The sequence below is a fragment of the Yimella sp. NH-Cas1 genome (assembly GCF_022359705.1).
Taxonomy (GTDB): domain Bacteria; phylum Actinomycetota; class Actinomycetes; order Actinomycetales; family Dermatophilaceae; genus Yimella; species Yimella lutea.
On record NZ_JAKSGG010000003.1, the window covers coordinates 559,561 to 582,195 of the forward strand.

The window sequence follows — 22,635 nt, forward strand, 5'->3', positions numbered from 1 at the left end:
ACTTGTCGCCGTCTGGCAGAGCCGACAGGCGATGTGCTCAGCGGTGTAGTATACGATTACGATAGTACGCCTCGTAGCGGTCGATCACTCGATCGAGGGAGAAGTCCTCGCTGCGCTCGATCGCTTTGCGCCGCAACGACTCTCGATAGGGGCTGCTGGTCAATACCTTCACGAGCGCAGCGCCGAGCCCGTCGAGTTCGGCGAGCACCCCGCCGGTCTGCCCGCTCTGCAACACATACCGCGCACCGATGTTGGGCGTTGCGACCACCGGTGTGCCCGAGGCCATGGCCTCGGCATAGGGAATGCCGAACCCCTCATAGTCCGACGGCAGGCAGAACACCCATGCGCTCGCATACGCACGCGCCAACTCCTCGTCGGAGAGGCGACCTAGCGCCCGCACACCGTGGGGCAGCGTCGCGGGGGCATCGTGCGTCACCATCAACAGCTCGGCGTCGGGCACCTGGGGGCGCACCTCGGCGGTGAAGATCCGGGCGAGTTCGGCGCCTCGTTTGCGGTTGCGCCACGTGCCGACAAAAAGGACCGTGGGGTGGTCTGACTTCGGCGCCGCCGCAGGCGTGAAGCGTGCGGTGTCAACGCCGTTGGGCACGACATCGAGCACCCACGGCATCCACTTGCGGGTGTCGGGGGAGACCAAGACGGTCCGGTCCGCAACGACCGAGGCGAGCAGTTCGGTCACCCCGAGCGCGCCCATCCGCAGCTTCTCCTTCGCGCCGGGAATGTGCTTCGCCTCCTCGAAACACGACCCGTGCATGGTGCGTACGTGAACAGGCGCACGACGTTTCCACAGCCAGTAGTCGTCCCCGTGTGCGTGCACGACGTCGAAGCCGGAGAAGTCGATGCGCCTCAAGTGGGTCGCGAAGCGGAAGGTCCGCAGCGGTCCTTCGACCGCGACGAGCCGGTGCGCATACCGCGCATCCTCGACGGGCGGGGAGTCGCTGAACATTGTGACGTGGTGGCCTCGATCAGCAAGAGCGTTGGCCAATGCGTGCGCCTGGTAACCGACCCCGATCTTGCTGGCGCTGGGCAGGTAGTGCGAGATCATCGCGATCCGCAGCGGATCGGCGGTGAGGTCAGGCATCTTGCAGCGACCGGAAGTGGTCGACGGTCTTCGCGAGACCGTCGTCCAGTACGACCTGCGGGGCCCATCTGAGCTCCGACTGGGCGAGCGAGATGTCCGGGCGGCGTCGCACCGGGTCGTCCTGGGGGAGCGGACGATGCTCGATCTGCGAGTCGCTGTCGGTCAGTGCGATCACCTTCTGGGCGAGTTCGAGCATGGTGAACTCGCCGGGGTTGCCGATGTTCACCGGCCCGGTGAACGAGGGGGGCGAATCCATCAGCGAGATCAGCCCCGAGACCAGGTCGTCGACGAAGCAGAACGAGCGAGTCTGCTGGCCGTCGCCGTAGATGGTGATCGGTTCGCCGGCGAGCGCCTGAACGATGAAGTTCGACACCACGCGCCCGTCGTCGGGACGCATCCGTGGCCCGTAGGTGTTGAAGATGCGCGCCACCTTGATCGGCAGGTCGTGCTGGCGCCAGTAGTCGAAGAAGAGCGTCTCGGCACACCGTTTGCCCTCGTCGTAGCAAGAGCGGATGCCGATCGGGTTGACGTGGCCCCAGTAGCCCTCCTGCTGGGGGTGCACCTCCGGGTCGCCATAGACCTCGGAGGTCGAGGCGAGCAAGATCTTCGCCCCGGTGCGCTTTGCCAGGCCCAGCATGTTGATCGAGCCGTGCACGCTGGTCTTGGTGGTCTGCACAGGGTCGCGCTGGTAGTAGACCGGGCTTGCCGGGCAGGCCAGGTGGTAGATCTCGTCGACCTCCACGTACAGCGGGAACGTGACGTCGTGCCGGATCAGCTCGAACGACGGGTGGCCGATCAAATGGTGCACGTTCGACCGCAGCCCGGAGTAGAAGTTGTCGACGACGAGCACCTCGTCGCCCCGCTCGAGCAAGCGCTCCACCAGGTGCGACCCGATGAATCCCGCGCCGCCAGTAACCAACACCCGACGTTCGACCATTGCCGCCCTATTCCGCGTGAAACCCCTGGTCCGGAAGTCGGACCGACACACATCGAACCACGACCTGTGTTGTTTAGTTGAGCCTGTGCGGATATGGCTGGCCCCCAGTGCCTTCTTTCCCGCCAAGGGGGGCGTCGAAGAACTCACACTCCAGTTGGCGCGGCAGTATCAGCGACGCGGTCACGAGGTGACCGTCGTCGTCCATCGTCACCCGCCCGACCTCCCCGAGGTCGACGAAGCGGAGGGGGTTCCGGTGCGCCGGATCGTGTTCGACCTGCCGGGTCGTGACCCGCGGGCACTCGCCGGTTACCCGGCGACCGTCGCCCGCCAACTGCGTGCGCTGGCCGCGATCGGGGCACCCCCAGACCTGGTGCACGTGCAGTGCCCGGCCAACCAGGTGCCGGCCCTCACCGCATATACCGCGCGACACCGCGTGCCGTTCGTGATCACCACGCAGGGCGAGGTGACGATGGATGCGGGGCAGATTTACCAGCACAGCGCTCAGATGCGTCTCGCGCTGCGGGCCGGGTCGCGGCGGGCAGCGCTGCTCACCGCGTGCTCACGCAGGGCCGGCGACGACGCAGCCGCCGTGGCCGCACGCTTCGCCGACTGCCTGGTGGTGCCGAACGGCGTCGACCCCGCCCAGTGGGAAGTGACCGAACTGCCCACCCAACCGACCTTCGCTGCGTGGGGCCGCCACGTGCCGCAGAAGGGGCTCGACCTCCTCATCCGGGCGTTCGCGTTGGTCCGCACGGAGTTGCCGGACGCTGTGCTGCGCATCGGTGGCGACGGCGAACAGACCCCGGCATTGCGCGAATTGGCCGGTTCCGGAGTCGAATTCGTCGGGTCGCTCGACCGCTCCGGCGTCCAGGACCTGCTCGCGCGCAGCCGGGTCGCCGTGGTGCCGAGCCGGCTCGAACCCTTCGGGATCGTCGCCGTCGAGGCGATGGCTGCTGGGCGGGGCGTAGTCTGGAGCACCAACGGTGGACTCGCCGACGCGACCGGCGGCTTGGGTTGGGGCGTCGACCCGAATGACACCCGCGCCCTCGCAGATGCACTCGTCGCGGCGCATCGCGAGCCAGTCGACCCCATGGCTGCACGATCCCACGCGGAGTCGTTGTCGTGGGAGCACGTGGCGGACATTTACCTGCGCGTGTATTCCGATCTAATCGCCTGAGGATGTTGCACAAACGCAGCCTGCGGGTGGAACGACATCGGTTCGGCTTGGAGGGTGTCATGCATGAAGATGTCAGGGCCGCACGTCCGGGGCATCTTCCGGGCCTCGACGGCCTTCGGGGCGTTGCCGCGATGGCCGTTGTCATTTTCCACATGTCGCTCGGTCCGGCGGCGAACGGATTCGCGGGCGTCGACGTGTTCTTCGTGCTCAGCGGGTTCCTCATCACTTCGCTGCTGGTGCGGGAGCACGCCGCCACGGGTTCCGTGGCACTCGGCCGGTTCTACCTGCGGCGACTCCTCCGCCTATACCCGGCACTCGTCCTAACCTGTGCCGGAGTGCTGCTGCTCGGAACACTCACCGGCGAGTCCGGTGAGGTGGCCGGAGCATCTCTCGCCGCGCTGGCCTACGTCGCCAACTGGTGGATCTACCTCGGCCACGCGGCCCCGTTACTCGAACACACGTGGACATTGTCGATCGAAGAGCACTTCTATCTGCTTTGGCCGATCACGTTGGTGCTCGTTTGGTCGCGGCGCGGGTTGTTCCGCGTGCTCGGCATCGGGATCGCAATAGCTGCAGTCGTCGCGGTGATGGTTTCCTGGCCTAGCTCGATAGCTGCTGTACGCGCGTCATACGTACGTGGGGTGCCGATCATTTGGGGGAGCCTAATGGCCGTCGCCATGCGCCGCTGGGACTTCGGACGGGTAGGTCGCCCGCTGCGGTGGCTTCAAATTGTCGCATCGCTCCTCCTGCTTGGCCTGCTTGTAGTGCCGTGGGAATTCGGTTGGGTCACCGGAGCGTTCGGCGTCGCAGGGCTCCTCACTGTGGTGATCGTGCTGGGAATAGCGGTGTCGCCGGGCGGCGCGGGCGAGGTGTGGGCGAACCGCGTTCTCGTCTGGCTCGGACGTCGGTCGTACGGCCTGTACCTCTACCACTTCCCGATTCTGAGCATGTTCGCCCATCAACTCCGGGTCGGACCCGACTGGCTGCGCTCTTGCGCCGGCCTGGCGGTCACGCTGGCCGTCGTCGCCTTCTCCTACCGATTCGTCGAATTGCCGTTTCTGCGTCTGAAGGACCGCCGTTTCGCCAGCGCGTTTCGTGGTGACGCTCAACGCCCTTCCGCGTCCCGGTAGACCTCCAGCGTCGCCTCCGCGGTGCGCGTCCAACTGAACTCCGCGGCCCGCTCGACACCTCGCGCACATAGCTCGGCTCGCAGACCGCGGTCTTCGATCACCCGGAGCAGCGCGTTCGCGAAGCCCACGACATCCAGTGGCGCCACAGTGAGGCCCGCATCGCCCACGACTTCCGGGATGGATGAGGTGTTGCTGACGACCACCGGCGCGCCGCATTTCATCGCCTCGAGCGGAGGAAGGCCGAATCCTTCGAACACGGACGGGAGGACGAAACAGTCGCAGGCGCTGTACCAGCAACTGAGTTCTGCGTCAGGAACATGTCCGGTGAAACGGATACGGGACGCGAGCCCGAGTTCGCCGACAGCGGTTTCGAACGCTGCGTTCTTCCATCCTTCGCCGCCGACGATGACCAAGGTGTGCGGGATGCGGTCGGCGATGGACGCGAAGGCGTTAAGGAGGGTGAGAAGGTTCTTGCGCGGTTCGATCGTCCCGACGGCAAGGATGTACGGCGAAGCCATGGTGTCGCGTCGGAAGGCTTGGAGGCGATCGGCTGGTGGGCGCTGAATCGTCGGCGTGGCCGCAAGCGGGATTGCCTCGATTCGGTCGGCGGGAAGGCCCGTCCAGTCCATGAGGTCCGAAGCAGTGGCATGCGAGACCGTGATCACGCGGCGCGCTCGGTGCACGGATTGCCGGGTCGCCGCCGCCAGATAGGCCGTGCGGGACTTGGGCGCGTGTTCTGGGTATCGGACGAATGCGAGGTCGTGCACGGTAACGACGCTCGGCGGCCCGAGCAGGGGAGCCACCATCACCGGCCCATGGAGCAGATCAACATCCATCATTCGCGCCCGTGCGGCGAGCGCGGTCTGTTCCCAAGCGATGCGGCCCACAGGGTGCCGAAGCGGACCGGATCCGCCGGGACTGATCGACACGATGTCCTCGTCGTCGCGGGTGAGCGGTCCCATGGCGGCCAACAACTCGCGGATGTACCTGCTCACTCCGGCCTGACGGAAATCGCCTGCCGAAGACAGGAGCGCGGTATTGACCCCGATGCGCATACTTATTCGCCAACCCCCTTGATGGTCTGACCCGGCGTGAGCCTACGGGATCGGGTTCAGGCGTCGGCAACCTCGAACCGGACGCACCAGTACTGCGACAGTCCGGGCATACTGAACGGCGATGAAAGTTGCTATCGCGCACGACTACCTGACACAGCTCGGCGGAGCCGAACGCGTCGTCCTTTCACTGATGAAGGCGTTTCCGGGAGCGCCGGTGCACACGACGCTCTACGAACCCGACACCACCTTCCCTGAGTTCCGAGATGCCGATGTGCGCGTGTCTCCACTCAACAAGGTGGGGGCACTACGAACCAACCACCGCATTGCGCTTCCGTTTCTCGCCCCTGCCGCCTCTCAGGTGAAGATCGACGCTGATGTCGTCGTCGCATCGTCCAGCGGGTGGGCCCACGGATTCCCGACCACCGGAAAGAAGCTCGTCTACTGTCACTCGCCGGCTCGGTGGCTCTATCTGCCGGAGGAATACCTAGGTACGAAGGCGGGTGTGATCAAGCCTGCGCTCTCGGCCATGACACCGGCCCTCAAACGTTGGGACGCGCTGGCCGCGAAGACCGCTGATCGCTACCTGGCCAATTCACATGTTGTGCAGGAGCGCATCAAGCAGGTGTACGGGATCAGCGCCGACGTGGTGTTTCCACCGCATCGCGTCGAAACCGACGGTCTGCAGGAGCCCGCCGCTGAAGTGGTCCAGCGTGGATGGCCCGACTTCCATCTGCTCGTGTCGCGGCTACTTCCGTACAAGAATGTGGACAAGGCCATCGACGCCTTCAATACGATGGCGGACGAACGGCTGGTCATTGTGGGGCGCGGACCGATCGCCGATCGACTTCGTTCGTCGATGGGTGCGAATTGCGTTCTGCTGGAGGGAATTCCGGACGCCCAGCTGAGGTGGCTCTACGCTCACGCGAGGGCCTTGGTCGCGCCCAGCCACGAGGACTTCGGCTTGACGGTGATCGAGGCCGCGGCGTTCGGCACGCCTGCCCTCGCGCTGCAATCGGGTGGCTATCTCGACACGGTGAAGCCTGGGGTGAGCGGCTACTTCTTCCCAGTGGCCGAAGCTGACCAGATCGTCGATGCGGTCCGTCGACACGCCTCGTTGCCGCTCGACCGTGCCCACGTGACCGACCATGCCGCGACCTTCAGCGAGGAAGCGTTCATCGCCTCGATCCGCCGAGCCGTCGGCGAACTCGTGAACTGACTCACCACAGCACAAGCTGTCCCGCCAGCGCCGGCGTCGGGATACTGGACGCATGACGAACGACAAGCCTGTGGCGACGTGGCTCACCGACATGGACGGCGTGCTCGTGCACGAAGAACACGCGATTCCTGGCGCGGCCGAGTTCATCAAGGCGCTCCAGGACAGCGGACGCCGCTTTCTCGTCCTGACCAACAACTCGATCTACACCCCGCGCGACCTCCGGGCACGCTTGCGCGCCAGTGGGATCGAGGTGCCAGAGGACGCGCTCTGGACATCGGCCCTCGCGACCGCACAGTTCTTGGACGACCAGCGTCCGGGTGGATCCGCGTACGTCGTGGGTGAGGCGGGGTTGACCACGGCGATCCACGACATCGGCTACGTGATGTCGAGCCGCGACCCGGACTACGTGGTGCTGGGGGAGACCCGCACCTACTCCTTCGAGTCGATCACCCGGGCAATTCGGTTGATCGAGAACGGTGCCCGGTTCATCTGCACCAACCCGGACGCCAGCGGACCGTCGACCGAGGGCAAGCTGCCGGCGACGGGTGCCGTGGCAGCCCTCATCGCAAAGGCAACTGGCGTCGATCCCTATTACGTCGGCAAGCCGAACCCGTTGATGATGCGCAGTGCGCTGAACCAGATCGAGGCGCACTCCGAGACGACCGTGATGATCGGCGACCGCCTCGATACCGACATTCGCAGTGGACTGGAAGCGGGCCTGCGCACGATCCTGGTGCTCACCGGTTCGACACGTCCGGAGAAGGTCGACCGGTACCCCTTCGTGCCGACGCTCATCTGTGACTCGATCGCCGACGTCGTTCCGCTGGTCGACGAACTCGCCCCCGCCGAGGATCGACCGTCGGAGTAACGCACTCGAAATGCCTGACACAATGCTCGGCATGAACTCCGCTCGACCCCGCATCCTCTCGGGCATGCAGCCCACCCACGACTCACTCCACCTCGGTAATTACCTTGGCGCGCAAGTGAACTGGGTGAAGATGCAGGAAGAGTTCGATGCACTGTTCTGCGTCGTCGATCTGCACGCACTCACCGTCGTACCCGATCCGGAACAGCTTCGTATTCGCACCCGGGTGACCGCGGCGCAGTACTTCGCCGGAGGCATCGACCCCGAGCGCTCCACCGTCTTCGTGCAGTCGCAAGTGCCGGAGCACGCGCAACTCGCGTGGGTTCTCAACTGTTTCACCGGCTTCGGTGAAGCCAGCCGGATGACGCAGTTCAAGGACAAGTCGGGCAAGCGGGGCGCCGAGGGCACCAACGTCGGGCTGTTCACCTACCCGATGCTGATGGCCGCCGACATCCTGCTGTACGACGCGCAGAAGGTGCCGGTGGGGGAGGACCAGCGCCAGCACCTCGAGCTGACCCGCGACCTCGCGCAGCGGATGAACGCGCGTTACGGCGACCTGTTCGTCGTGCCCGAGCCGCACATCCCGGCCGACGCGGCGAAGATCATGTCCCTGCAGGAACCGACCGCGAAGATGAGCAAATCGGCCGACGACCAGCGCGGCAACCTGATGATGCTCGACGAGCCGAAGGCGAACACCAAGAAGATCAAGTCGGCCGTGACCGACCTCGACAACGCGGTGCGTTGGGATCCGGAGAACAAGCCCGGCATCGCCAACCTGCTGCGCATCCACCATGCCTTTTCCGGCGAGTCGATCGAGGCGCTCGTCGAGCGTTACGCAGGCGAGAACAAGTACGGGGCACTGAAGACCGACGTCGCCGACCTCTTCCGCTCGGTGCAGGAGCCGTTCAAGGACAAGGTCGACACCTACATGGCTGATCCGGCTCAACTCGACGAGATCCTTGCGCGTGGCGCACAGCGGGCCCGCGAGATCGCTGCTCCGACCCTCTCACGTGTCTACGACGCGGTGGGATTCATCCAAACCCGATGATTCGAGCCGCAGACATGAAGACCATCGGCGTCTCCATCCCGATTCCCACTCCGTACGCGAGCCAGCTGCGCACCGTCCGCCAGGCAGTGGGTGATCCACTCGCGGACGCCGTCCCCCCGCACATCACACTGATGCCGCCGACCGACGTGCATCTGATCGATTTGCCGGCGTTCGGTGAGCACCTGCGCACGGTGGCTGCGACCTCGAAACCGTTCCGCATGATCCTGCGCGGCACCGGCACCTTCCGCCCGATCTCACCGGTCGTCTTCGTGCAGGTGGCGCGCGGAATCGGCGAGTGCGAGCAACTCGAGTCGCGAGTGCGTCAAGGACCCGTCGAGCGCGAGCTGGAGTTTCCGTACCACCCACACGTGACCATCGCGCACCACCTGGACGACGTCGCCCTGGACGAGGCCTTCGACGAACTGGCCGATTTCAAGGCGACCTTCGACGTCGTCGGTTTCGACCTGTACGAGCACGGCCCGGACGGTGTCTGGCGCTCGGTCGACCGCTTCGAGTTCGGCTCGGCACCGCAGGTCGGCTGAGACGACTGCAGTCTGACCTGCGGGGTGTACGCCGACGCCACAAAGCAGGAGCGGCCCCGGTCAACGCGATGGTGGGAGCCGCCCACGCACGCGGTGAGGGTGCGTCGGCTCGGTCCGCTTTGTTCGGACGCCAGGTTGAGCCCCAATCAGTCTTTCGTCGCGGGCCACTCGGCGTTCCAGCATTGCCGCCCGGCGTAGTGCCGCGATGAAAGGTGCCCCTTACCCGACGACACGTTCAGCCTGGCGATACCCTGCCATCGTGGCAACTCAAACCCTTCCTGCGAAGCGCACAGGCAAGGCCGGCAGCACCATCTTCCTGAAGACCTTGATGGCCGTCAGTGGGCTGATTTTCGTCGGTTACGTCCTGCTGCACATGTACGGCAACCTCAAGGTGTTCTCGGGCGAAGAGGCCTTCAACACCTACGCCCACCACCTGCGTACCTTCGGTGAGCCGATGCTCCCGTACGGCGGCCTGTTGTGGATCTTCCGCGTCGTCCTGCTGCTCGCTCTGATCGCGCACGTCTACAGCGCCTCGCAGCTGTGGAAGCGCGCCAACCAGGCGCGTCCGCAGAAGTACGCGGTGAAGAAGACCGTGGCTGCGTCCTTCTCCTCCAAGTGGATGCGTTGGGGCGGCGTTGCGCTGCTGCTGTTCGTGATCTGGCACCTGCTGCACTTCACGATCGGCAAGATCAATGTGGGCGAGGGCGGCCAGGCCGCTGCGATCACCCAGAACCCCTACCAGCTCGTCGTGCACAGCTTCGGCGCCTGGTGGATGGTGCTGATCTACATCCTCGCGATGGTCGCGCTCGGCATGCACCTGCACCACGGCATCTGGAGCGCCTGCCAGACGCTCGGCTTCACCGGCACCCCGCAGGCCCGCAAGATCGCGAAGACCGCGGCCACCGCGATCGCGCTGATCGTCGCCGTCGGGTTCGCGCTGCCGCCGCTGTTCATCCTCTTCGGCGTGATCGACTAAGGGACTTCGAATTCATATGACTGACACGCTCATCGACGACATGTACCGCCTCGGCGACAACATCGCCGACACCAAGGCGCCCACCGACGTTCCGATCGGGGAGCGGTGGACGAAGGCGAAGTTCGAGAACAAGCTCGTCAACCCCTCCAACCGACGCAAGCTGTCGGTGATCATCGTCGGCACCGGCCTGGCCGGAGCCTCCGCCGCCGCCACCATGGGCGAGGCCGGTTACAACGTGAAGGCGTTCTGCTACCAGGACAGCCCGCGTCGTGCCCACTCGATCGCCGCCCAGGGTGGCATCAACGCGGCCAAGAACTACAACGACGACGGCGACTCGGTCTACCGACTCTTCTACGACACCGTGAAGGGCGGCGACTACCGCAGCCGCGAGAACAACGTCTACCGCCTGGCCGAGGTGTCGACGAACATCATCGACCAGTGCGTGGCGCAGGGTGTTCCGTTCGCGCGTGACTACGGCGGCCTGCTCGACAACCGTTCGTTCGGTGGTGTGCAGGTGGCCCGCACGTTCTACGCCCGTGGTCAGACCGGTCAGCAGTTGCTGATCGGTGCGTACCAGGCGATGGAGCGTCAGGTCGCGGCCGGCACGGTCAAGGAGTACGTGCGCCACGAGATGCTCGAGCTGATCGTTGTCGACGGCAAGGCTCGCGGCATCATCGCGCGCGACATGGTCACCGGTGAGATCGAGACCCACCTCGCCGACGTGGTCGTGCTCGCCACCGGCGGATACGGCAACGTGTTCTTCCTGTCGACCAACGCGATGGGCTGCAACGTCACGGCGACCTGGCGCGCGCACCGCAAGGGTGCCTACTTCGCCAACCCGTGTTACACGCAGATCCACCCGACCTGCATCCCGGTCTCCGGCGACCACCAGTCGAAGCTGACGCTGATGTCGGAGTCTCTGCGCAATGACGGGCGCATCTGGGTGCCCAAGCGCAAGGAAGACTGCGACAAGGACCCGCGCGACATCCCCGAGGAAGACCGCGACTACTACCTCGAGCGCATCTACCCGGCGTTCGGAAACCTCGTCCCGCGTGACATCGCCTCGCGCCAGGCGAAGTACATGTGCGACGAGGGACGCGGCGTCGGCCCGATGGTCGGTGACTTCCGTCGCGGCGTCTACCTCGACTTCGCCGATGCCGTCTCGCGGATGGGTGAGGCTGCGGTGAAGGCGAAGTACGGCAACCTGTTCGACATGTACGCCCGCATCACCGGCGAGGACCCGTACAAGGTGCCGATGCGTATCTACCCGGCTGTGCATTACACGATGGGTGGCCTCTGGGTCGACTACGACCTCGAGACCTCGATCCCGGGTCTGTACGCGGTCGGCGAGGCCAACTTCTCCGACCACGGTGCAAACCGGCTGGGTGCCTCGTCGCTGATGCAGTGCCTGGGGGACGGCTACTTCGTGCTGCCCAACACGATCCGCGACTACCTCGCGGAAGGACCCTTCGAGCCGGTCACCGAAGACCACCCCGCAGTCGTCGAGGCGCGTCAGTCGGTCGAAGGTCGAATCCAGAAGTTGCTGTCGATCAACGGCGAGCGCACCGTCGACTCCTTCCACAAGGAACTCGGCAACATCATGTGGGAGTACTGCGGCATGGAGCGCTCCGAGGAAGGTCTGCGCAAGGCGATCGACCTCATCCGCGGTCTGCGCGAGGAGTTCTGGCGCAATGTGCGGGTGCTCGGTTCGGCCAACACGCTCAACCAGTCGCTGGAGAAGGCCGGCCGTGTCGCCGACTTCCTCGAGCTGGGTGAGCTCATGTGCATCGACGCCCTGCACCGACGCGAGTCGTGTGGAGGCCACTTCCGAGCGGAGAGCCAGACCGAGGACGGTGAGGCGCTGCGTCACGACGACGAGTTCCTGTACGTCGCGGCCTGGGAGTTCGAGGGCGAGCCCTCCGGCGGCCCGAACGCGCCGATCCTGCACAAGGAAGACCTTGTCTACAACTCGATCGAGCTGAAGCAGCGGAGCTACAAGTAATGAATCTGACTCTCAAGATCTGGCGCCAGGACGGCCCCGACACCGCGGGCGAACTCGTCACCTACCCGGTCACGAACATCTCCGAGGACATGTCGTTCCTGGAGATGCTCGACGTGCTCAACGAGGAACTGATCGCCAAGGGCGAGGAGCCGATCGCTTTCGACAGCGACTGCCGCGAGGGCATCTGCGGCGCGTGCTCGTTGATGATCAACGGCGAAGCGCACGGGCCGGAGGTCACGACGACCTGCCAGTTGCACATGCGCTCGTTCCGCGACGGCGAGACCATCACGATCGAGCCGTGGCGCGCGTCCGCGTTCCCGATGGTGCGTGACCTGGTGGTCGACCGTTCCGCGTTCGACCGCATCATCCAGGCCGGCGGCTACATCTCGGTCAAAACCGGTGCTGCCGTCGAAGCCAACAACATGCAGGTGCCGAAGGTCGCCGCCGACCGTGCGTTCGACGCCGCGACCTGCATCGGCTGTGGCGCGTGCGTGGCGGCCTGCCCGAACGCGTCCGGCATGTTGTTCCTCGGTGCGAAGGTCACCCACCTCGGTGAGCTGCCGCAGGGCCAGGCCGAGCGCGACTCGCGCGTGGTGTCGATGCTCAATCAGCACGACCATGACGGTTTCGGTGGTTGCACCAACATCGGTGAATGCGCCGCTGCGTGCCCGAAGGAGATCCCGCTGGACGTCATCAGCCAGCTGAACGCGGACTTCCGCAAGGCCAAGAAGCACGCCTGACGATTGCGCATTTGACCGGCCGGCAGATCGATCTGCCGGCCGGTTGCTTTTCGTGTCAGGCAGCCGGACGAGAGTAGGACGGCGTCACGACCGCTCCGTAGTAACCGATCAGTTCATCGACCACTCCGGACCAGGATCGGGCTTCCATCTTGCGGTGTGCGCTGTCACCCATCCGCTCGCGTAGGGCAGGGTCGATCACCAGGCTGTTCACGCTCGCGCGTAGTGCTCCTGCTGCGTCAGGGTCGAACAGGTACCCCGTGACGCCCGGTTTCACGATGTCGAGCGGACCGCCCGCTGCAGGAGCAACGACCGGGAGCCCGGCAGCCATCGCTTCTTGCAGCGTCTGCCCGAAGGTCTCGTTCACGCCGGTGTGGACGAAGACGTCGAGCGCGGCGTACGCCTGTGCCAGAGGCAGTCCCTGGCGGAAACCGAGGAAGTGCGCCTTCGGCAGCAGTTGCTCGAGCTTCTCCCGTGACGGACCGTCGCCGACGACGACAAGCGACGTGTTCGGTAGGTCGGCGACTTCAGCGAGGCGGTGTACCTGCTTCTCCTGCGCCAACCGTCCCACGTAGCCGACGATCGTCTCTCCGTTCGCTGCGACGCAAGCGCGCAACGCGCGTACCTCGTCCGACGTCTTGAGTTCGGGGGAGTAGAGCGCGGTATCGACACCGCGACTCCACAACGCGGCGCGGGGAACGCCGTGCTTGACCAACTCGGCGAGGGTCGCCGACGAAGGCGCCAGGGTGATGTCGGCGAGTGAGTGCAGGTGGCGGATCCAGCGCCAGGAGACGTTGGAGATCCTGCCACGCAACGGGCCTGCGTGCTGGGCGAGATAGCTCGGCATGTCGGTCTGGTAGATCGCCACCGTGGGAATTCCGAGGTTGCGTCCGGCAGCAAGCCCTCGCCAGCCGAGGCCGAACGGGGATGCCGCATGGACGACGTCCGGCCGGACCTCGTGCAGGATGCGCTCCAGATCGGTCGTCGGTAGGCCGACGCGGAACTGGCGAAGGGTGAGGCCCTGGACAGTGCGTACGGGGAAACCGCGGTACGACTCCGGAGCCGGACCTGGACAGATGACGACGGCCTCGTGGCCACGGTCGGCCAGGTGATCCAGCACCCGACAGACACTTGTGGTCACGCCATTGAGACTGGGCAGGAACGACTCGGTCACGATCGCAACTCGCACGACTTACACAGTGCTGGACGTGAGTGGACGCACAACGCAGACGGGTCGACGGCTAGGTGAGAGTCAGGTGAACGGGATGGGTTAGCGTTCGGGCATGACTGACCTGAGCCCCGGCGAGATCCCGGGCTTTTTCGCTGTTGTTCCGGCCGGGGGGTCCGGGACGCGCCTGTGGCCGCTGTCGCGTGCCGGGTCGCCGAAGTTCCTGCACGACCTGACCGGATCGGGCAAGTCGCTGATCAGGTCGACGGTCGACCGGCTGACGCCGTTGTGCGGTCCGCGGATGATGGTCGTGACCGGGGCGCGGCACGCCGAGGCGGTGCGTGAGCAGGTGCCCGAACTCGGGCCGGACGACCTACTGGTCGAGCCGTCTGCGCGTGAGTCGATGCCTGCGATCGGGCTGGCCGCGGCGTTGCTGGAGCAGGTGGATCCGGAAGCGGTGATCGGTTCGTTCGCGGCCGACCATGTCATCACCGACGACGAGGAGTTCCACCAGTGCGTTCGTGAGGCGGTCGAGGTCGCCCGCACCGGCAAGCTGGTGACGATCGGGATCGAGCCCACCCATGCGGCAACGGGATTCGGTTACATCCAGACCGGTGAGGCACTCGGAATCGAGGGGGCGCCGTCTGCGCTGAGTGTGAAGGCGTTCGTGGAGAAGCCCGACGGAGAAACTGCGGAACAGTACGTAGACAGCGGCGAATACCGCTGGAACGCAGGGATGTTCGTGGTCAAGGCGTCCGTGTTGCTCGACATGCTCGGTCAGTACCAGCCGGTCATGGCCCACCATCTGCGTTCAATCGCGAACAACCCGATGCGCCTCAACGAGCTCTGGCCGCGCCTGACCAAGATCGCGATCGACCCGGCCATCGCCGAGCCGGCCGCTGTCGATGGCAAGGTCGCGGTGGTGCCCGGTGCCTTCGGGTGGGACGACGTGGGCGATTTCGCCTCTCTCGCTTCGGTCTTGGTGGAATCGGCCGATGCGCCCGGCGTGAAGGTGCTCGGCGAGAGCGAACTCGTGTTCATGCAGGACTCCACCGGTGTCGTCGCCCCCCGATCGGGGCGCACGGTTGTGGCCCTCGGTGTGGACGACATCGTCGTGGTCGACACCCCGGACGCCGTCCTGGTGACCACCCGTGACCGGGCCCAGGACGTCAAGAAGATCGTCGAGAAGCTCAAACTGTCCGGCCGCGAAGACCTCACCTGAGCTACACCCGTAGTCGAGGGAAGTGGTTGCAGTAGCCACCACTTCCCGATCCCTCCGGCACGCGTCGTACGCTCGGTGACCATGGCTGACACACGCGCGCGAGTGTTCGATCTGGGCTATCGCAAGCTGATGCGTCCGGTGCTGTTCCGGATGGGTGACGGCGACGCCGAGACTGCCCACCACGCGACGCTGAAGCAGATCCAGGCTTTGAGCGGCCGTCCCTCGGCGCTCAAGGCACTGTCCCGGGCGACGGCGGTGCAGACGGCGCCCGTGACGATCGCCGGTATCCGGTTCCCCAACAGGGTCGGTCTGGCAGCCGGCGTCGACAAGGACGGTGTGGGCGCGAGGGCCTGGGGTGCGCTCGGTTTCGGGCACGCCGAACTCGGCACCGTGACCGCGCAGCCGCAGCCCGGCAACGACAAGCCGCGCCTGTTCCGGCTGCCCGAGAGCCAAGCGATCATCAACCGGATGGGGTTCAACAACCTCGGCGCACAGCACCTCGCCGACGCCCTGGCGCTCGCCGGCAAGCTTCCGATCCCGGTGGGCGTGAGCATCGGCAAGACGAAGGTCACCCCGGTGGAAGAGGCGGTCGAGGACTACCTGACCTCGCTGCGCGCGGTCGACGAGTACGCCGACTACATCGCCGTCAATGTTTCCAGTCCGAACACTCCTGGGCTGCGCACGCTGCAGGACAAGGAACCGCTCGCGGAGCTGCTTGCCGAACTCGTCACTGAGACAACGCGATTGGCGTCGACGCGTAAGCGCGCCAAGCCGACGCCGATCTTCCTCAAGATCGCCCCGGATCTCACGGACGAAGCGATCGACGACGTCCTCGAGGTCGCCCAGCGGGCCGACGTCAGCGCGCTCATCGCCACCAACACCACGCTTTCGCGGGACGGACTGGCGGACGCCGATCTGCCCCTCGCGAGTGAGGCCGGCGGCCTCTCCGGCGCTCCCCTCACTCGCCGCGCCCGCTACGTCGTCGAGCGGGTCGCGTCCCGATCGTCTCTGCCAGTGATCGGCGTCGGCGGGGTGATGACCGCAGACGACGGGAAGGCCCTGATCGATGCGGGTGCGTCGTTGATCCAGGTGTACAGCGGCTTCATCTACGGCGGTCCGGCGTTGGTCGGCGACCTCAACCGCGCTCTCGGCTGACCGCTTCCCGAGTGTCAGGCGTTTCGCGTCGTTGGCGACGTTCATCGTCTGACACTCGGTGTCCACAGGGGCGCTTGTCGGACGCGGTCATCCACAGGGTCGGCTGCATGGGTTTCGGGGCGCTCGCCACACCACGACGTTCTACGCATGGGTACTGCGAAGAATCTGGACGCTCGTCGCCGCGCCGTTCGCATGGCGGAGGATCAGGACGGAGTTCTGACACGCGCGGACGCCGCTCGACTCGGGATGGACGCCCAGGCGATCCGCAAAGAGCGGGCGCAAGGGCGAGTAGTCGTCGACGGGCGGGCGATCAGGGTCGTCGGCCAGCAGCTGAGCGAACGCGGCGAATGGCGGCGGCTTCTGTCCAACAGTTCTCCTGACTGTGCCCTGGACGGGCTGACCGCATTGCGATTCTTCGGCCTGGAGAACTTCGACGACGGCCAGGTACATGTCTCTGCTGCCCGAGGAGCGAAGGTGCGCAGGCGGCGCGATTCATGCGTCCACGTCCTTCGGTGCTGGGATCCAGTGGACGTCGTCCAGCTCGACGGTCTACGCCTCGTAGTTCCTGAGATCGCGGCGGTGCGTGCGGCACGATGGGCCATCAGCGACCGTGCCGCCGCGACCGTCCTCGCCATGTCCGTGCAGCAGCGGCTCATACGAGCCGAGGACCTGCGGCAACCAGCAGCGTCCCTGCCGCGGCACCGTCGCAACAGCTTCATCCGAGCCTTGGTCGACGAGATCGCCGGCGGCTGCGAAGCCCTCGGTGAGATCGACTTCGCGCGCGAGTGTCGTCGCCGCGGTCTACCCGAACCCGTCCGACAGCAGGTCTTGAAGCGTCCGGGCGGTCGGTGGTTCCTGGACGTCCGTTGGCCTGAGTTCGGGGTCGTCGTCGAGGTGGACGGTGTCCAGCATCAGCTTCCCGAACGGGCGACCTCGGACGCGCTGAAGCAGAACGAGTCGACGCTTCGTGACGAACGCGTTCTGAAGTTCACGACGCTTGCTGTGCGGACGGGCGCCGATGAGTTCTACGAGCAACTGGCTCGAGCACTACGTGCTGGGGGATGGACAGACTGACCGTGCTGAGTGTCAGACCCATTGCGTCGTGCGGGACGCAAACGGTCTGACACTCGTGAGGGGGACTCCGTTCGGCGAGCCGTCCCGACCGTTCGCCTCGACTCGATCCAGCCGAAGAACCCCGCTGACTAGGCTGTGAACATGGCCACGACTGAGTCCGATCTGCCGTTCGAGGCGCTCTACGACGCGTCCGCGCTCGCCGACTTCGACGCGGCGACGCAGCTGGGGGAGCCGGGCCGGTACCCGTTCACCCGTGGCGTTTACCCGTCGATGTACACCGGCCGTCCGTGGACGATGCGACAGTACGCCGGTTTCGGCACCGCCAAGGAGTCGAACGAGCGGTACAAGGAGCTCGTCGCCAACGGCACCGGCGGCCTCTCGGTCGCGTTCGACCTGCCGACCCAGATGGGCTACGACTCCGACGCCGAGCTGGCCCATGGCGAGGTCGGCAAGGTCGGCGTCGCGATCGACAGCATCGACGACATGCAGTTGCTCTTCGACGGGCTGCCGCTCGATGAGGTCAGCACCAGCATGACCATCAACGCCCCGGCCAGCACCCTGCTCCTGATGTACCAGCTGACTGCTGAGCAACAGGGCATCGCGGCCGACAAGCTGACCGGCACGATCCAGAACGACGTGCTCAAGGAGTACATCGCCCGCGGCACGTACATCTACCCGCCGGCCGAGTCGTTGCGCTTGACGTCCGACGTGTTTGCCTACTGCCACGCCGAGATTCCCAGGTGGAACACCATCTCGATCAGCGGCTATCACATGGCAGAGGCCGGTGCGACGCCCGTGCAGGAGGTGGCGTTCACCCTCGCCAACGCCAAGGAGTACGTCCGTGCCGCCATGGCCGCCGGCCTCACCGTCGACGACTTCGCACCCCGCCTGTCCTTCTTCTTCGTCGCCCGCACCACGCTGCTGGAGGAGGTCGCGAAGTTCCGCGCAGCCCGCCGCATCTGGGCGCGGATCATGAAGGAGGAGTTCGGCGCTCAGAACCCCAAGTCGCAGATGCTGCGCTTCCACACCCAGACCGCCGGCGTCCAGCTCACCGCCCAGCAGCCCGAGGTCAACCTGGTCCGGGTCGCCCTACAGGGCCTGGGTGCCGTGCTCGGCGGCACCCAGTCGCTGCACACCAACTCCTACGACGAAGCCATCGCACTGCCGACCGCGAAGGCCGCTCGTCTCGCGTTGCGCACCCAGCAGGTGATCGCCTACGAGACCGACGTGACCAAGACCGTCGACCCGTTCGCCGGCAGCTACGTCGTGGAGGCGCTCACCGACGACATCGAGGACGCCGTCAACGCGCTCATGCAGCAGGTCGAGGACAAGGGCGGTGCGGTGAAGGCGATCGAGGAGGGCTTCCAGAAGTCGGAGATCGAACGCTCGGCCTACGCGATCGCACTCGAGATCGACAGCAAGGAGCGCACGGTCGTCGGGCTCAACCGGTTCACCATCGACAAGGACGACAAGTACGAACCGCTGCGTGTGAACCCGGCCATCGAGGCCGAGCAGGCTGCGCGCCTCGAACAGTTGCGCAAGGAGCGTGACAACGCCGCCGTCACCAAGGGTCTGGACGCTCTGCGCAAGGCTGCCGAAGGCACCGACAACGTCCTCTTCCCGATGCGCGAGGCGCTCGCCGCCCGCGCCACCGGGGGAGAAGTCAGCAGCGCGCTGCGCGATGTCTGGGGGATGTACGTCCCGCGCGAACAGTTCTGATGCGAGACCTGGTCAGCGGCACCCGACGTAAGGCGTCCTTCCTCGGCAGTCACTTCATGGCGATCTGCTTGAGTCTGCTGATGATCGTGCTTGCTGCGACGCTGCTCACCAACTGCCAGGGCAGCGACAGCAAGGACGCGGCATCGACGCGCAGCTACGAACGCACCACCAGCACGTCCACGACCCCCACCGCGAAAGACGGCCTGCGCACGGTCGACTATGCCGAGCTGCCCACCCAGGCCAAGGCGACGATCAAACTCATCGACGACGGCGGCCCGTTCCCCTACCCCCGCGACGACGGCAAGACCTACCGCAATCTGGAAGGGCACCTGCCCAAGCAGAAGGTCGGCTACTACAAGGAGTACACGGTCAGGACGCCCGGTGAGTCCGACCGGGGCGCCCGGCGCATCGTGGCCGGCAGGGACGGCGCGATGTACTACACGTCCGACCACTACGACAGCTTCCGGAGGATCATCCAATGAGCAGCCTGACCGTCAGGCTGGCGCGCAAGAAGTCCGCCGTCCTGCGCTCGCAGCGCAGCGTGCGGGAGATCGCGGCTGTCGGGGAGCGGGCCGGCTGGACCGTGGTCGTCCTTGCTCTGGAGGCACCGACCGACAAGGCCGCCTTCCTCGACAAGTGCGCGGACGCGTTCGACCTGCCGGACTGGTTCGGGCACAACTGGGACGCCCTCGCCGACTGCATCGACGACATCCAGCACGAGCCCGGCACCCTGGTGGTGTTCGACGGTGCGCATCATCTTGCTGAGCACGATCTGGAGGTCGTCCGGCAGATCTTCACCGAGCGGGTCGACCTCGGTCCGCAGCCGTTCGTGGTCGTCGCGACCTCGGGCGCTGCCGGTCGCGACACCGACAAGCCGTAGACTCCATCGGTTGTGACCACCACTGCTTCTGCCACCGCGACCCTGATCGACCGGCTCGCTGCGCAGGTCACCGCCCTCGAGCCCGAGCTGATCGAAGTGCGTCGCCACTTCCACCAGCACCCCGAGATCGCGTTCCAGGAGCACCACACCACCCAGCGGGTGCGCGACACCCTCGTCGCCGCGGGCATCTGCGTCCGCGAGTTCGACGGCACCGGTCTGGTCGCCGAGGTCGGCCCGGCCCAGCCGTCCTTCCGCTCCGCACTGCGCGCCGACCTGGACGCGCTGCCGATCCCGGAGCGCACCGGTCTGGAGTTCGCGTCCCGCTCGGCGAACATTTGCCACGCGTGCGGTCATGATGTCCACACCTCTGCGGTGCTGGGTGCGGCGCTGGCGATGAAGAAGCACGAGGACGAACTCACCGAGCTCGGCACAGCGGTCCGGTTCATCTTCCAGCCGGCCGAGGAGGTCGTGCCCGGAGGCGCGCACACCGTCCTTGAAGAGCGCGCACTCGACGGCGTCGACCGCGTGTTCGCCGTGCACTGTGACCCGCACATCGACGTCGGCACGGTCGGATTGGCCGCCGGCCCGATCACTGCGGCGTGCGACGGCATCCACGTCATGGTCAGCGGACGGGGCGGTCACACCAGCCGCCCGCACCTGACGCAGGACGTCGTGTTCGCGCTCGCGAAGATCATCAGCGAACTGCCCGCCGTCATCTCGCGCCGGATCGACCCTCGCGCCGGGGCCACCCTGGTCTGGGGCGAGGTGCACGCTGGTAACGCCAGCAATGTCATCCCTGCGGTCGGCGAGGCACACGGCACGCTGCGCATCCTGGACGCCCAGGCGTGGGACGAGGTCGGGGCGCTCATCGAGCCGACCATCCACGAGATCGCCGCGCCCTACAAGGTCAAGGTCGAGGTGCGTCACGTCCGAGGCGTCCCGCCGGTCGTCAACGACGCGGACGCGGTCAGCGCGCTGAGCCTGGCGAGCCTGCGCGCTGTGGGGCCGCACTCGGTCGTCCCGACCCGTCAGTCGATGGGCGGTGAGGACTTCAGCTGGATGCTGCGCGACCGTCCCGGAGCCATGGCACGCCTGGGCACACGTACTCCCGGTGGCAAGACGTTCGAGCTGCACCAGGGTGATCTGGTGGTCGACGAACGGGCCATCGGGATCGGCGCTCGGCTGCTCGCCGGGGCCGCGCTGGTGCGTCCGACCGAGCACTGAACCGGCGATAGCCGACCTGGTTGGACGGCCGGTGACCGTTCGGTAACGGTTCCCCGGGAACGGACTGACCGGGCTTCTACCCGGGGGTAGAGTTCGGACCGCTTGCCCGGTACATCATGCGGGCCGGCGGTCCCGGGATGCGATGACACGTCGCGTCCGGGAAACCCCCGAGAACCAGAAGGAGACACCGTGCGCACGGTGAAGAAGCTTGCGGTCGCCTCGGCCGTCACGATGTTGTCGCTCGGCATGACCGCCTGCGGCTCGAACAAGAGCGACGAGAACAGCTCGGCCCCCGCGGGCTCGAACAGCGGCTCGGCCTCGAACTCGAAGGGTGCCCTCAAGGTCGCCCTCGCCTTCGACGTGGGTGGCCGCGGTGACCACTCCTTCAACGACTCCGCCGCCGCGGGTGTCGACAAGGCGAAGAAGGAGTTCAACCTCACCACCGCCGACGTCTCCGCCAACCACGGTGAGAACGACGCCGCACGCGTCTCGCGTCTGCAGCAGCTTGCGCAGTCGGGCAACAACGCGATCGTCGCCGTCGGCTTCGCCTATGCGCCGGCCATCGGCAAGGTCGCCAAGCAGTTCCCCAAGGTCAGCTTCGCGATGGTCGACGACGCTTCGCCCGACTCCAAGGGTGCGAACGTCGACCAGATCACCTTCACCGAGCACGAGGGCTCCTACCTCGCCGGTGCCGCCGCCGCGCTGAAGAGCAAGAGCGGACACATCGGTTTCGTCGGCGGCGTCGAGGTGCCGCTGATCAAGAAGTTCGAGGCCGGCTACGTCGCTGGTGCGAAGAAGGTCAACCCGAACATCAAGATCGACCGCACCTACCTGACTCAGCCGCCGGAGTTCAGCGGCTTCGCCGACCCGGCCAAGGGCAAGACCGCCGCGCAGGGCATGTTCCAGAACGGCGCCGACATCGTCTACCACGCTGCCGGCAAGTCCGGTGACGGCGTCTTCGAAGCGACCAAGGCGGCCGGCGCAGGCAAGTGGGCCATCGGTGTCGACTCCGACCAGGCGTTGACCGCCCCGGCAGCAGTGCGGCCGATCATCCTGACCTCGATGGTCAAGGGTGTCGACGTCGGTGTGTACAACTTCCTCAAGGCTGTGCACGAGGGCAAGTTCAAGGGCGGCAACAGCGTCTACAGCCTCAAGGAGGGTGGCGTTTCGCTGTCGACCACGGGTGGCCACATCAAGGACATCCAGGGCAAGCTCGACGAGCTGAAGAAGGGCATCGAGGACGGCTCCATCAAGGTCCCGTCCGCCTGAGACGACTCGTTCGGACGATGCCCTGCGAGCTGTCGTCCGAGTAGTTCATGAGCAAATGGCCGCGGCCCGGTGCGTCGTATATGGTGCGCACCGGGCTTCGGCTTTTGTGAGGCCGGTCACGGGCTGCCTTCGGGCACCGA

21 protein-coding genes are annotated in these 22,635 nt (G+C 66.1%); 17 read left to right on the plus strand and 4 right to left on the minus strand.

Annotation, left to right across the window (positions count from 1 at the left end; all coding sequences use genetic code 11):
• Positions 1-37: 37 nt before the first annotated feature.
• On the minus strand, positions 38-1,099 hold the full coding sequence (locus MF407_RS03080; protein WP_129625911.1) for a glycosyltransferase family 4 protein: 1,062 nt from the start codon (positions 1,097-1,099) through the stop codon (positions 38-40).
• Positions 1,092-2,036, minus strand: coding sequence for a UDP-glucuronic acid decarboxylase family protein (locus tag MF407_RS03085; RefSeq protein WP_129625910.1), 945 nt, complete (start codon positions 2,034-2,036; stop codon positions 1,092-1,094). The genes MF407_RS03080 and MF407_RS03085 overlap by 8 nt, the downstream gene beginning before the upstream one ends.
• Here MF407_RS03085 and MF407_RS03090 point away from each other — a divergent pair.
• Entirely contained in the window at positions 1,993-3,213 is a 1,221-nt protein-coding gene (locus MF407_RS03090) for a glycosyltransferase family 4 protein (protein WP_129625909.1), read from the plus strand. The two genes, MF407_RS03085 and MF407_RS03090, sit on opposite strands and share 44 nt — an antisense overlap.
• A complete protein-coding gene (locus MF407_RS03095; RefSeq protein ID WP_239701243.1) occupies positions 3,159-4,343 on the plus strand; it encodes an acyltransferase in 1,185 nt (394 codons plus the stop codon). The genes MF407_RS03090 and MF407_RS03095 overlap by 55 nt, the downstream gene beginning before the upstream one ends.
• Here MF407_RS03095 and MF407_RS03100 read toward each other — a convergent pair.
• Positions 4,319-5,338, minus strand: coding sequence for a glycosyltransferase family 1 protein (locus MF407_RS03100; protein WP_168990240.1), 1,020 nt, complete (start codon positions 5,336-5,338; stop codon positions 4,319-4,321). The two genes, MF407_RS03095 and MF407_RS03100, sit on opposite strands and share 25 nt — an antisense overlap.
• A 181-nt stretch (positions 5,339-5,519) precedes the next feature.
• Here MF407_RS03100 and MF407_RS03105 point away from each other — a divergent pair, with 181 nt between their 5' ends.
• The 7 genes from MF407_RS03105 (at position 5,520) to MF407_RS03135 (ending at position 12,787) form a co-directional block, all read left to right on the plus strand.
• Positions 5,520-6,614 (plus strand): glycosyltransferase, encoded by a 1,095-nt coding sequence (locus tag MF407_RS03105; protein WP_239701245.1) that lies wholly within the window; start codon positions 5,520-5,522, stop codon positions 6,612-6,614.
• Between the two features lie 52 nt (positions 6,615-6,666).
• Positions 6,667-7,482, plus strand: coding sequence for an HAD-IIA family hydrolase (locus MF407_RS03110; RefSeq protein ID WP_141929109.1), 816 nt, complete (start codon positions 6,667-6,669; stop codon positions 7,480-7,482).
• Between the two features lie 31 nt (positions 7,483-7,513).
• On the plus strand, positions 7,514-8,527 hold the full coding sequence (gene trpS, locus MF407_RS03115; protein ID WP_239701246.1) for a tryptophan--tRNA ligase: 1,014 nt from the start codon (positions 7,514-7,516) through the stop codon (positions 8,525-8,527).
• A gap of 14 nt (positions 8,528-8,541) precedes the next feature.
• Entirely contained in the window at positions 8,542-9,069 is a 528-nt protein-coding gene (locus MF407_RS03120) for a 2'-5' RNA ligase family protein (protein WP_239701248.1), read from the plus strand.
• A gap of 259 nt (positions 9,070-9,328) precedes the next feature.
• Positions 9,329-10,045, plus strand: coding sequence for a succinate dehydrogenase cytochrome b subunit (locus tag MF407_RS03125; protein WP_239701249.1), 717 nt, complete (start codon positions 9,329-9,331; stop codon positions 10,043-10,045).
• Between the two features lie 16 nt (positions 10,046-10,061).
• A complete protein-coding gene (locus MF407_RS03130; protein ID WP_239701250.1) occupies positions 10,062-12,047 on the plus strand; it encodes a fumarate reductase/succinate dehydrogenase flavoprotein subunit in 1,986 nt (661 codons plus the stop codon).
• Positions 12,047-12,787, plus strand: a complete 741-nt coding sequence (locus tag MF407_RS03135; RefSeq protein ID WP_129625900.1) for a succinate dehydrogenase/fumarate reductase iron-sulfur subunit — start codon at positions 12,047-12,049, stop codon at positions 12,785-12,787. The genes MF407_RS03130 and MF407_RS03135 overlap by 1 nt, the downstream gene beginning before the upstream one ends.
• 55 nt (positions 12,788-12,842) lie before the next feature.
• On the opposite strand, the gene MF407_RS03140 is transcribed toward MF407_RS03135, so the two are convergent.
• A complete protein-coding gene (locus MF407_RS03140) occupies positions 12,843-13,925 on the minus strand; it encodes a glycosyltransferase family 1 protein (protein WP_239701251.1) in 1,083 nt (360 codons plus the stop codon).
• Between the two features lie 142 nt (positions 13,926-14,067).
• On the opposite strand from MF407_RS03140, the gene MF407_RS03145 reads away from it, so the two are divergent.
• The 8 genes from MF407_RS03145 (at position 14,068) to MF407_RS03180 (ending at position 22,495) form a co-directional block, all read left to right on the plus strand.
• On the plus strand, positions 14,068-15,174 hold the full coding sequence (locus MF407_RS03145; RefSeq protein WP_141929105.1) for a mannose-1-phosphate guanylyltransferase: 1,107 nt from the start codon (positions 14,068-14,070) through the stop codon (positions 15,172-15,174).
• Positions 15,175-15,255: 81 nt separating this feature from the next.
• On the plus strand, positions 15,256-16,329 hold the full coding sequence (locus tag MF407_RS03150) for a quinone-dependent dihydroorotate dehydrogenase (protein ID WP_239701252.1): 1,074 nt from the start codon (positions 15,256-15,258) through the stop codon (positions 16,327-16,329).
• A gap of 147 nt (positions 16,330-16,476) precedes the next feature.
• Positions 16,477-17,403, plus strand: coding sequence for a type IV toxin-antitoxin system AbiEi family antitoxin domain-containing protein (locus MF407_RS03155; RefSeq protein WP_129625896.1), 927 nt, complete (start codon positions 16,477-16,479; stop codon positions 17,401-17,403).
• Between the two features lie 141 nt (positions 17,404-17,544).
• Positions 17,545-19,122 (plus strand): methylmalonyl-CoA mutase family protein, encoded by a 1,578-nt coding sequence (locus MF407_RS03160; RefSeq protein ID WP_239701253.1) that lies wholly within the window; start codon positions 17,545-17,547, stop codon positions 19,120-19,122.
• A complete protein-coding gene (locus MF407_RS03165; RefSeq protein ID WP_239701254.1) occupies positions 19,122-19,604 on the plus strand; it encodes a ribonuclease domain-containing protein in 483 nt (160 codons plus the stop codon). Before MF407_RS03160 ends, MF407_RS03165 begins: the two co-directional genes overlap by 1 nt.
• The gene (locus tag MF407_RS03170; RefSeq protein WP_239701256.1) at positions 19,601-20,002 is read left to right on the plus strand and encodes a barstar family protein; all 402 of its coding nucleotides are present in this window, start codon (positions 19,601-19,603) and stop codon (positions 20,000-20,002) included. The genes MF407_RS03165 and MF407_RS03170 overlap by 4 nt, the downstream gene beginning before the upstream one ends.
• A gap of 12 nt (positions 20,003-20,014) precedes the next feature.
• Complete coding sequence (locus MF407_RS03175; protein ID WP_239701258.1) at positions 20,015-21,226, plus strand: amidohydrolase; 1,212 nt, start codon at positions 20,015-20,017, stop codon at positions 21,224-21,226.
• 189 nt (positions 21,227-21,415) lie between these two features.
• Complete coding sequence (locus tag MF407_RS03180; protein ID WP_239701260.1) at positions 21,416-22,495, plus strand: BMP family ABC transporter substrate-binding protein; 1,080 nt, start codon at positions 21,416-21,418, stop codon at positions 22,493-22,495.
• Positions 22,496-22,635 lie beyond the last annotated feature (140 nt).

Excerpts from the sequence above, each read along its gene's own strand:
- MF407_RS03080 (WP_129625911.1), bottom strand. The coding sequence starts at position 1,099 with ATGCCTGACCTCACCGCCGATCCGCTGCGGATCGCGATGATCTCGCAC.
- MF407_RS03090 (WP_129625909.1), top strand. The coding sequence starts at position 1,993 with ATGAATCCCGCGCCGCCAGTAACCAACACCCGACGTTCGACCATTGCC.
- MF407_RS03085 (WP_129625910.1), bottom strand. The coding sequence starts at position 2,036 with ATGGTCGAACGTCGGGTGTTGGTTACTGGCGGCGCGGGATTCATCGGG.
- MF407_RS03105 (WP_239701245.1), top strand. The coding sequence starts at position 5,520 with ATGAAAGTTGCTATCGCGCACGACTACCTGACACAGCTCGGCGGAGCC.
- MF407_RS03110 (WP_141929109.1), top strand. The coding sequence starts at position 6,667 with ATGACGAACGACAAGCCTGTGGCGACGTGGCTCACCGACATGGACGGC.
- trpS (WP_239701246.1), top strand. The coding sequence starts at position 7,514 with ATGAACTCCGCTCGACCCCGCATCCTCTCGGGCATGCAGCCCACCCAC.
- MF407_RS03120 (WP_239701248.1), top strand. The coding sequence starts at position 8,542 with ATGAAGACCATCGGCGTCTCCATCCCGATTCCCACTCCGTACGCGAGC.
- MF407_RS03130 (WP_239701250.1), top strand. The coding sequence starts at position 10,062 with ATGACTGACACGCTCATCGACGACATGTACCGCCTCGGCGACAACATC.
- MF407_RS03135 (WP_129625900.1), top strand. The coding sequence starts at position 12,047 with ATGAATCTGACTCTCAAGATCTGGCGCCAGGACGGCCCCGACACCGCG.
- MF407_RS03145 (WP_141929105.1), top strand. The coding sequence starts at position 14,068 with ATGACTGACCTGAGCCCCGGCGAGATCCCGGGCTTTTTCGCTGTTGTT.
- MF407_RS03150 (WP_239701252.1), top strand. The coding sequence starts at position 15,256 with ATGGCTGACACACGCGCGCGAGTGTTCGATCTGGGCTATCGCAAGCTG.
- MF407_RS03155 (WP_129625896.1), top strand. The coding sequence starts at position 16,477 with ATGGGTACTGCGAAGAATCTGGACGCTCGTCGCCGCGCCGTTCGCATG.
- MF407_RS03160 (WP_239701253.1), top strand. The coding sequence starts at position 17,545 with ATGGCCACGACTGAGTCCGATCTGCCGTTCGAGGCGCTCTACGACGCG.
- MF407_RS03165 (WP_239701254.1), top strand. The coding sequence starts at position 19,122 with ATGCGAGACCTGGTCAGCGGCACCCGACGTAAGGCGTCCTTCCTCGGC.
- MF407_RS03170 (WP_239701256.1), top strand. The coding sequence starts at position 19,601 with ATGAGCAGCCTGACCGTCAGGCTGGCGCGCAAGAAGTCCGCCGTCCTG.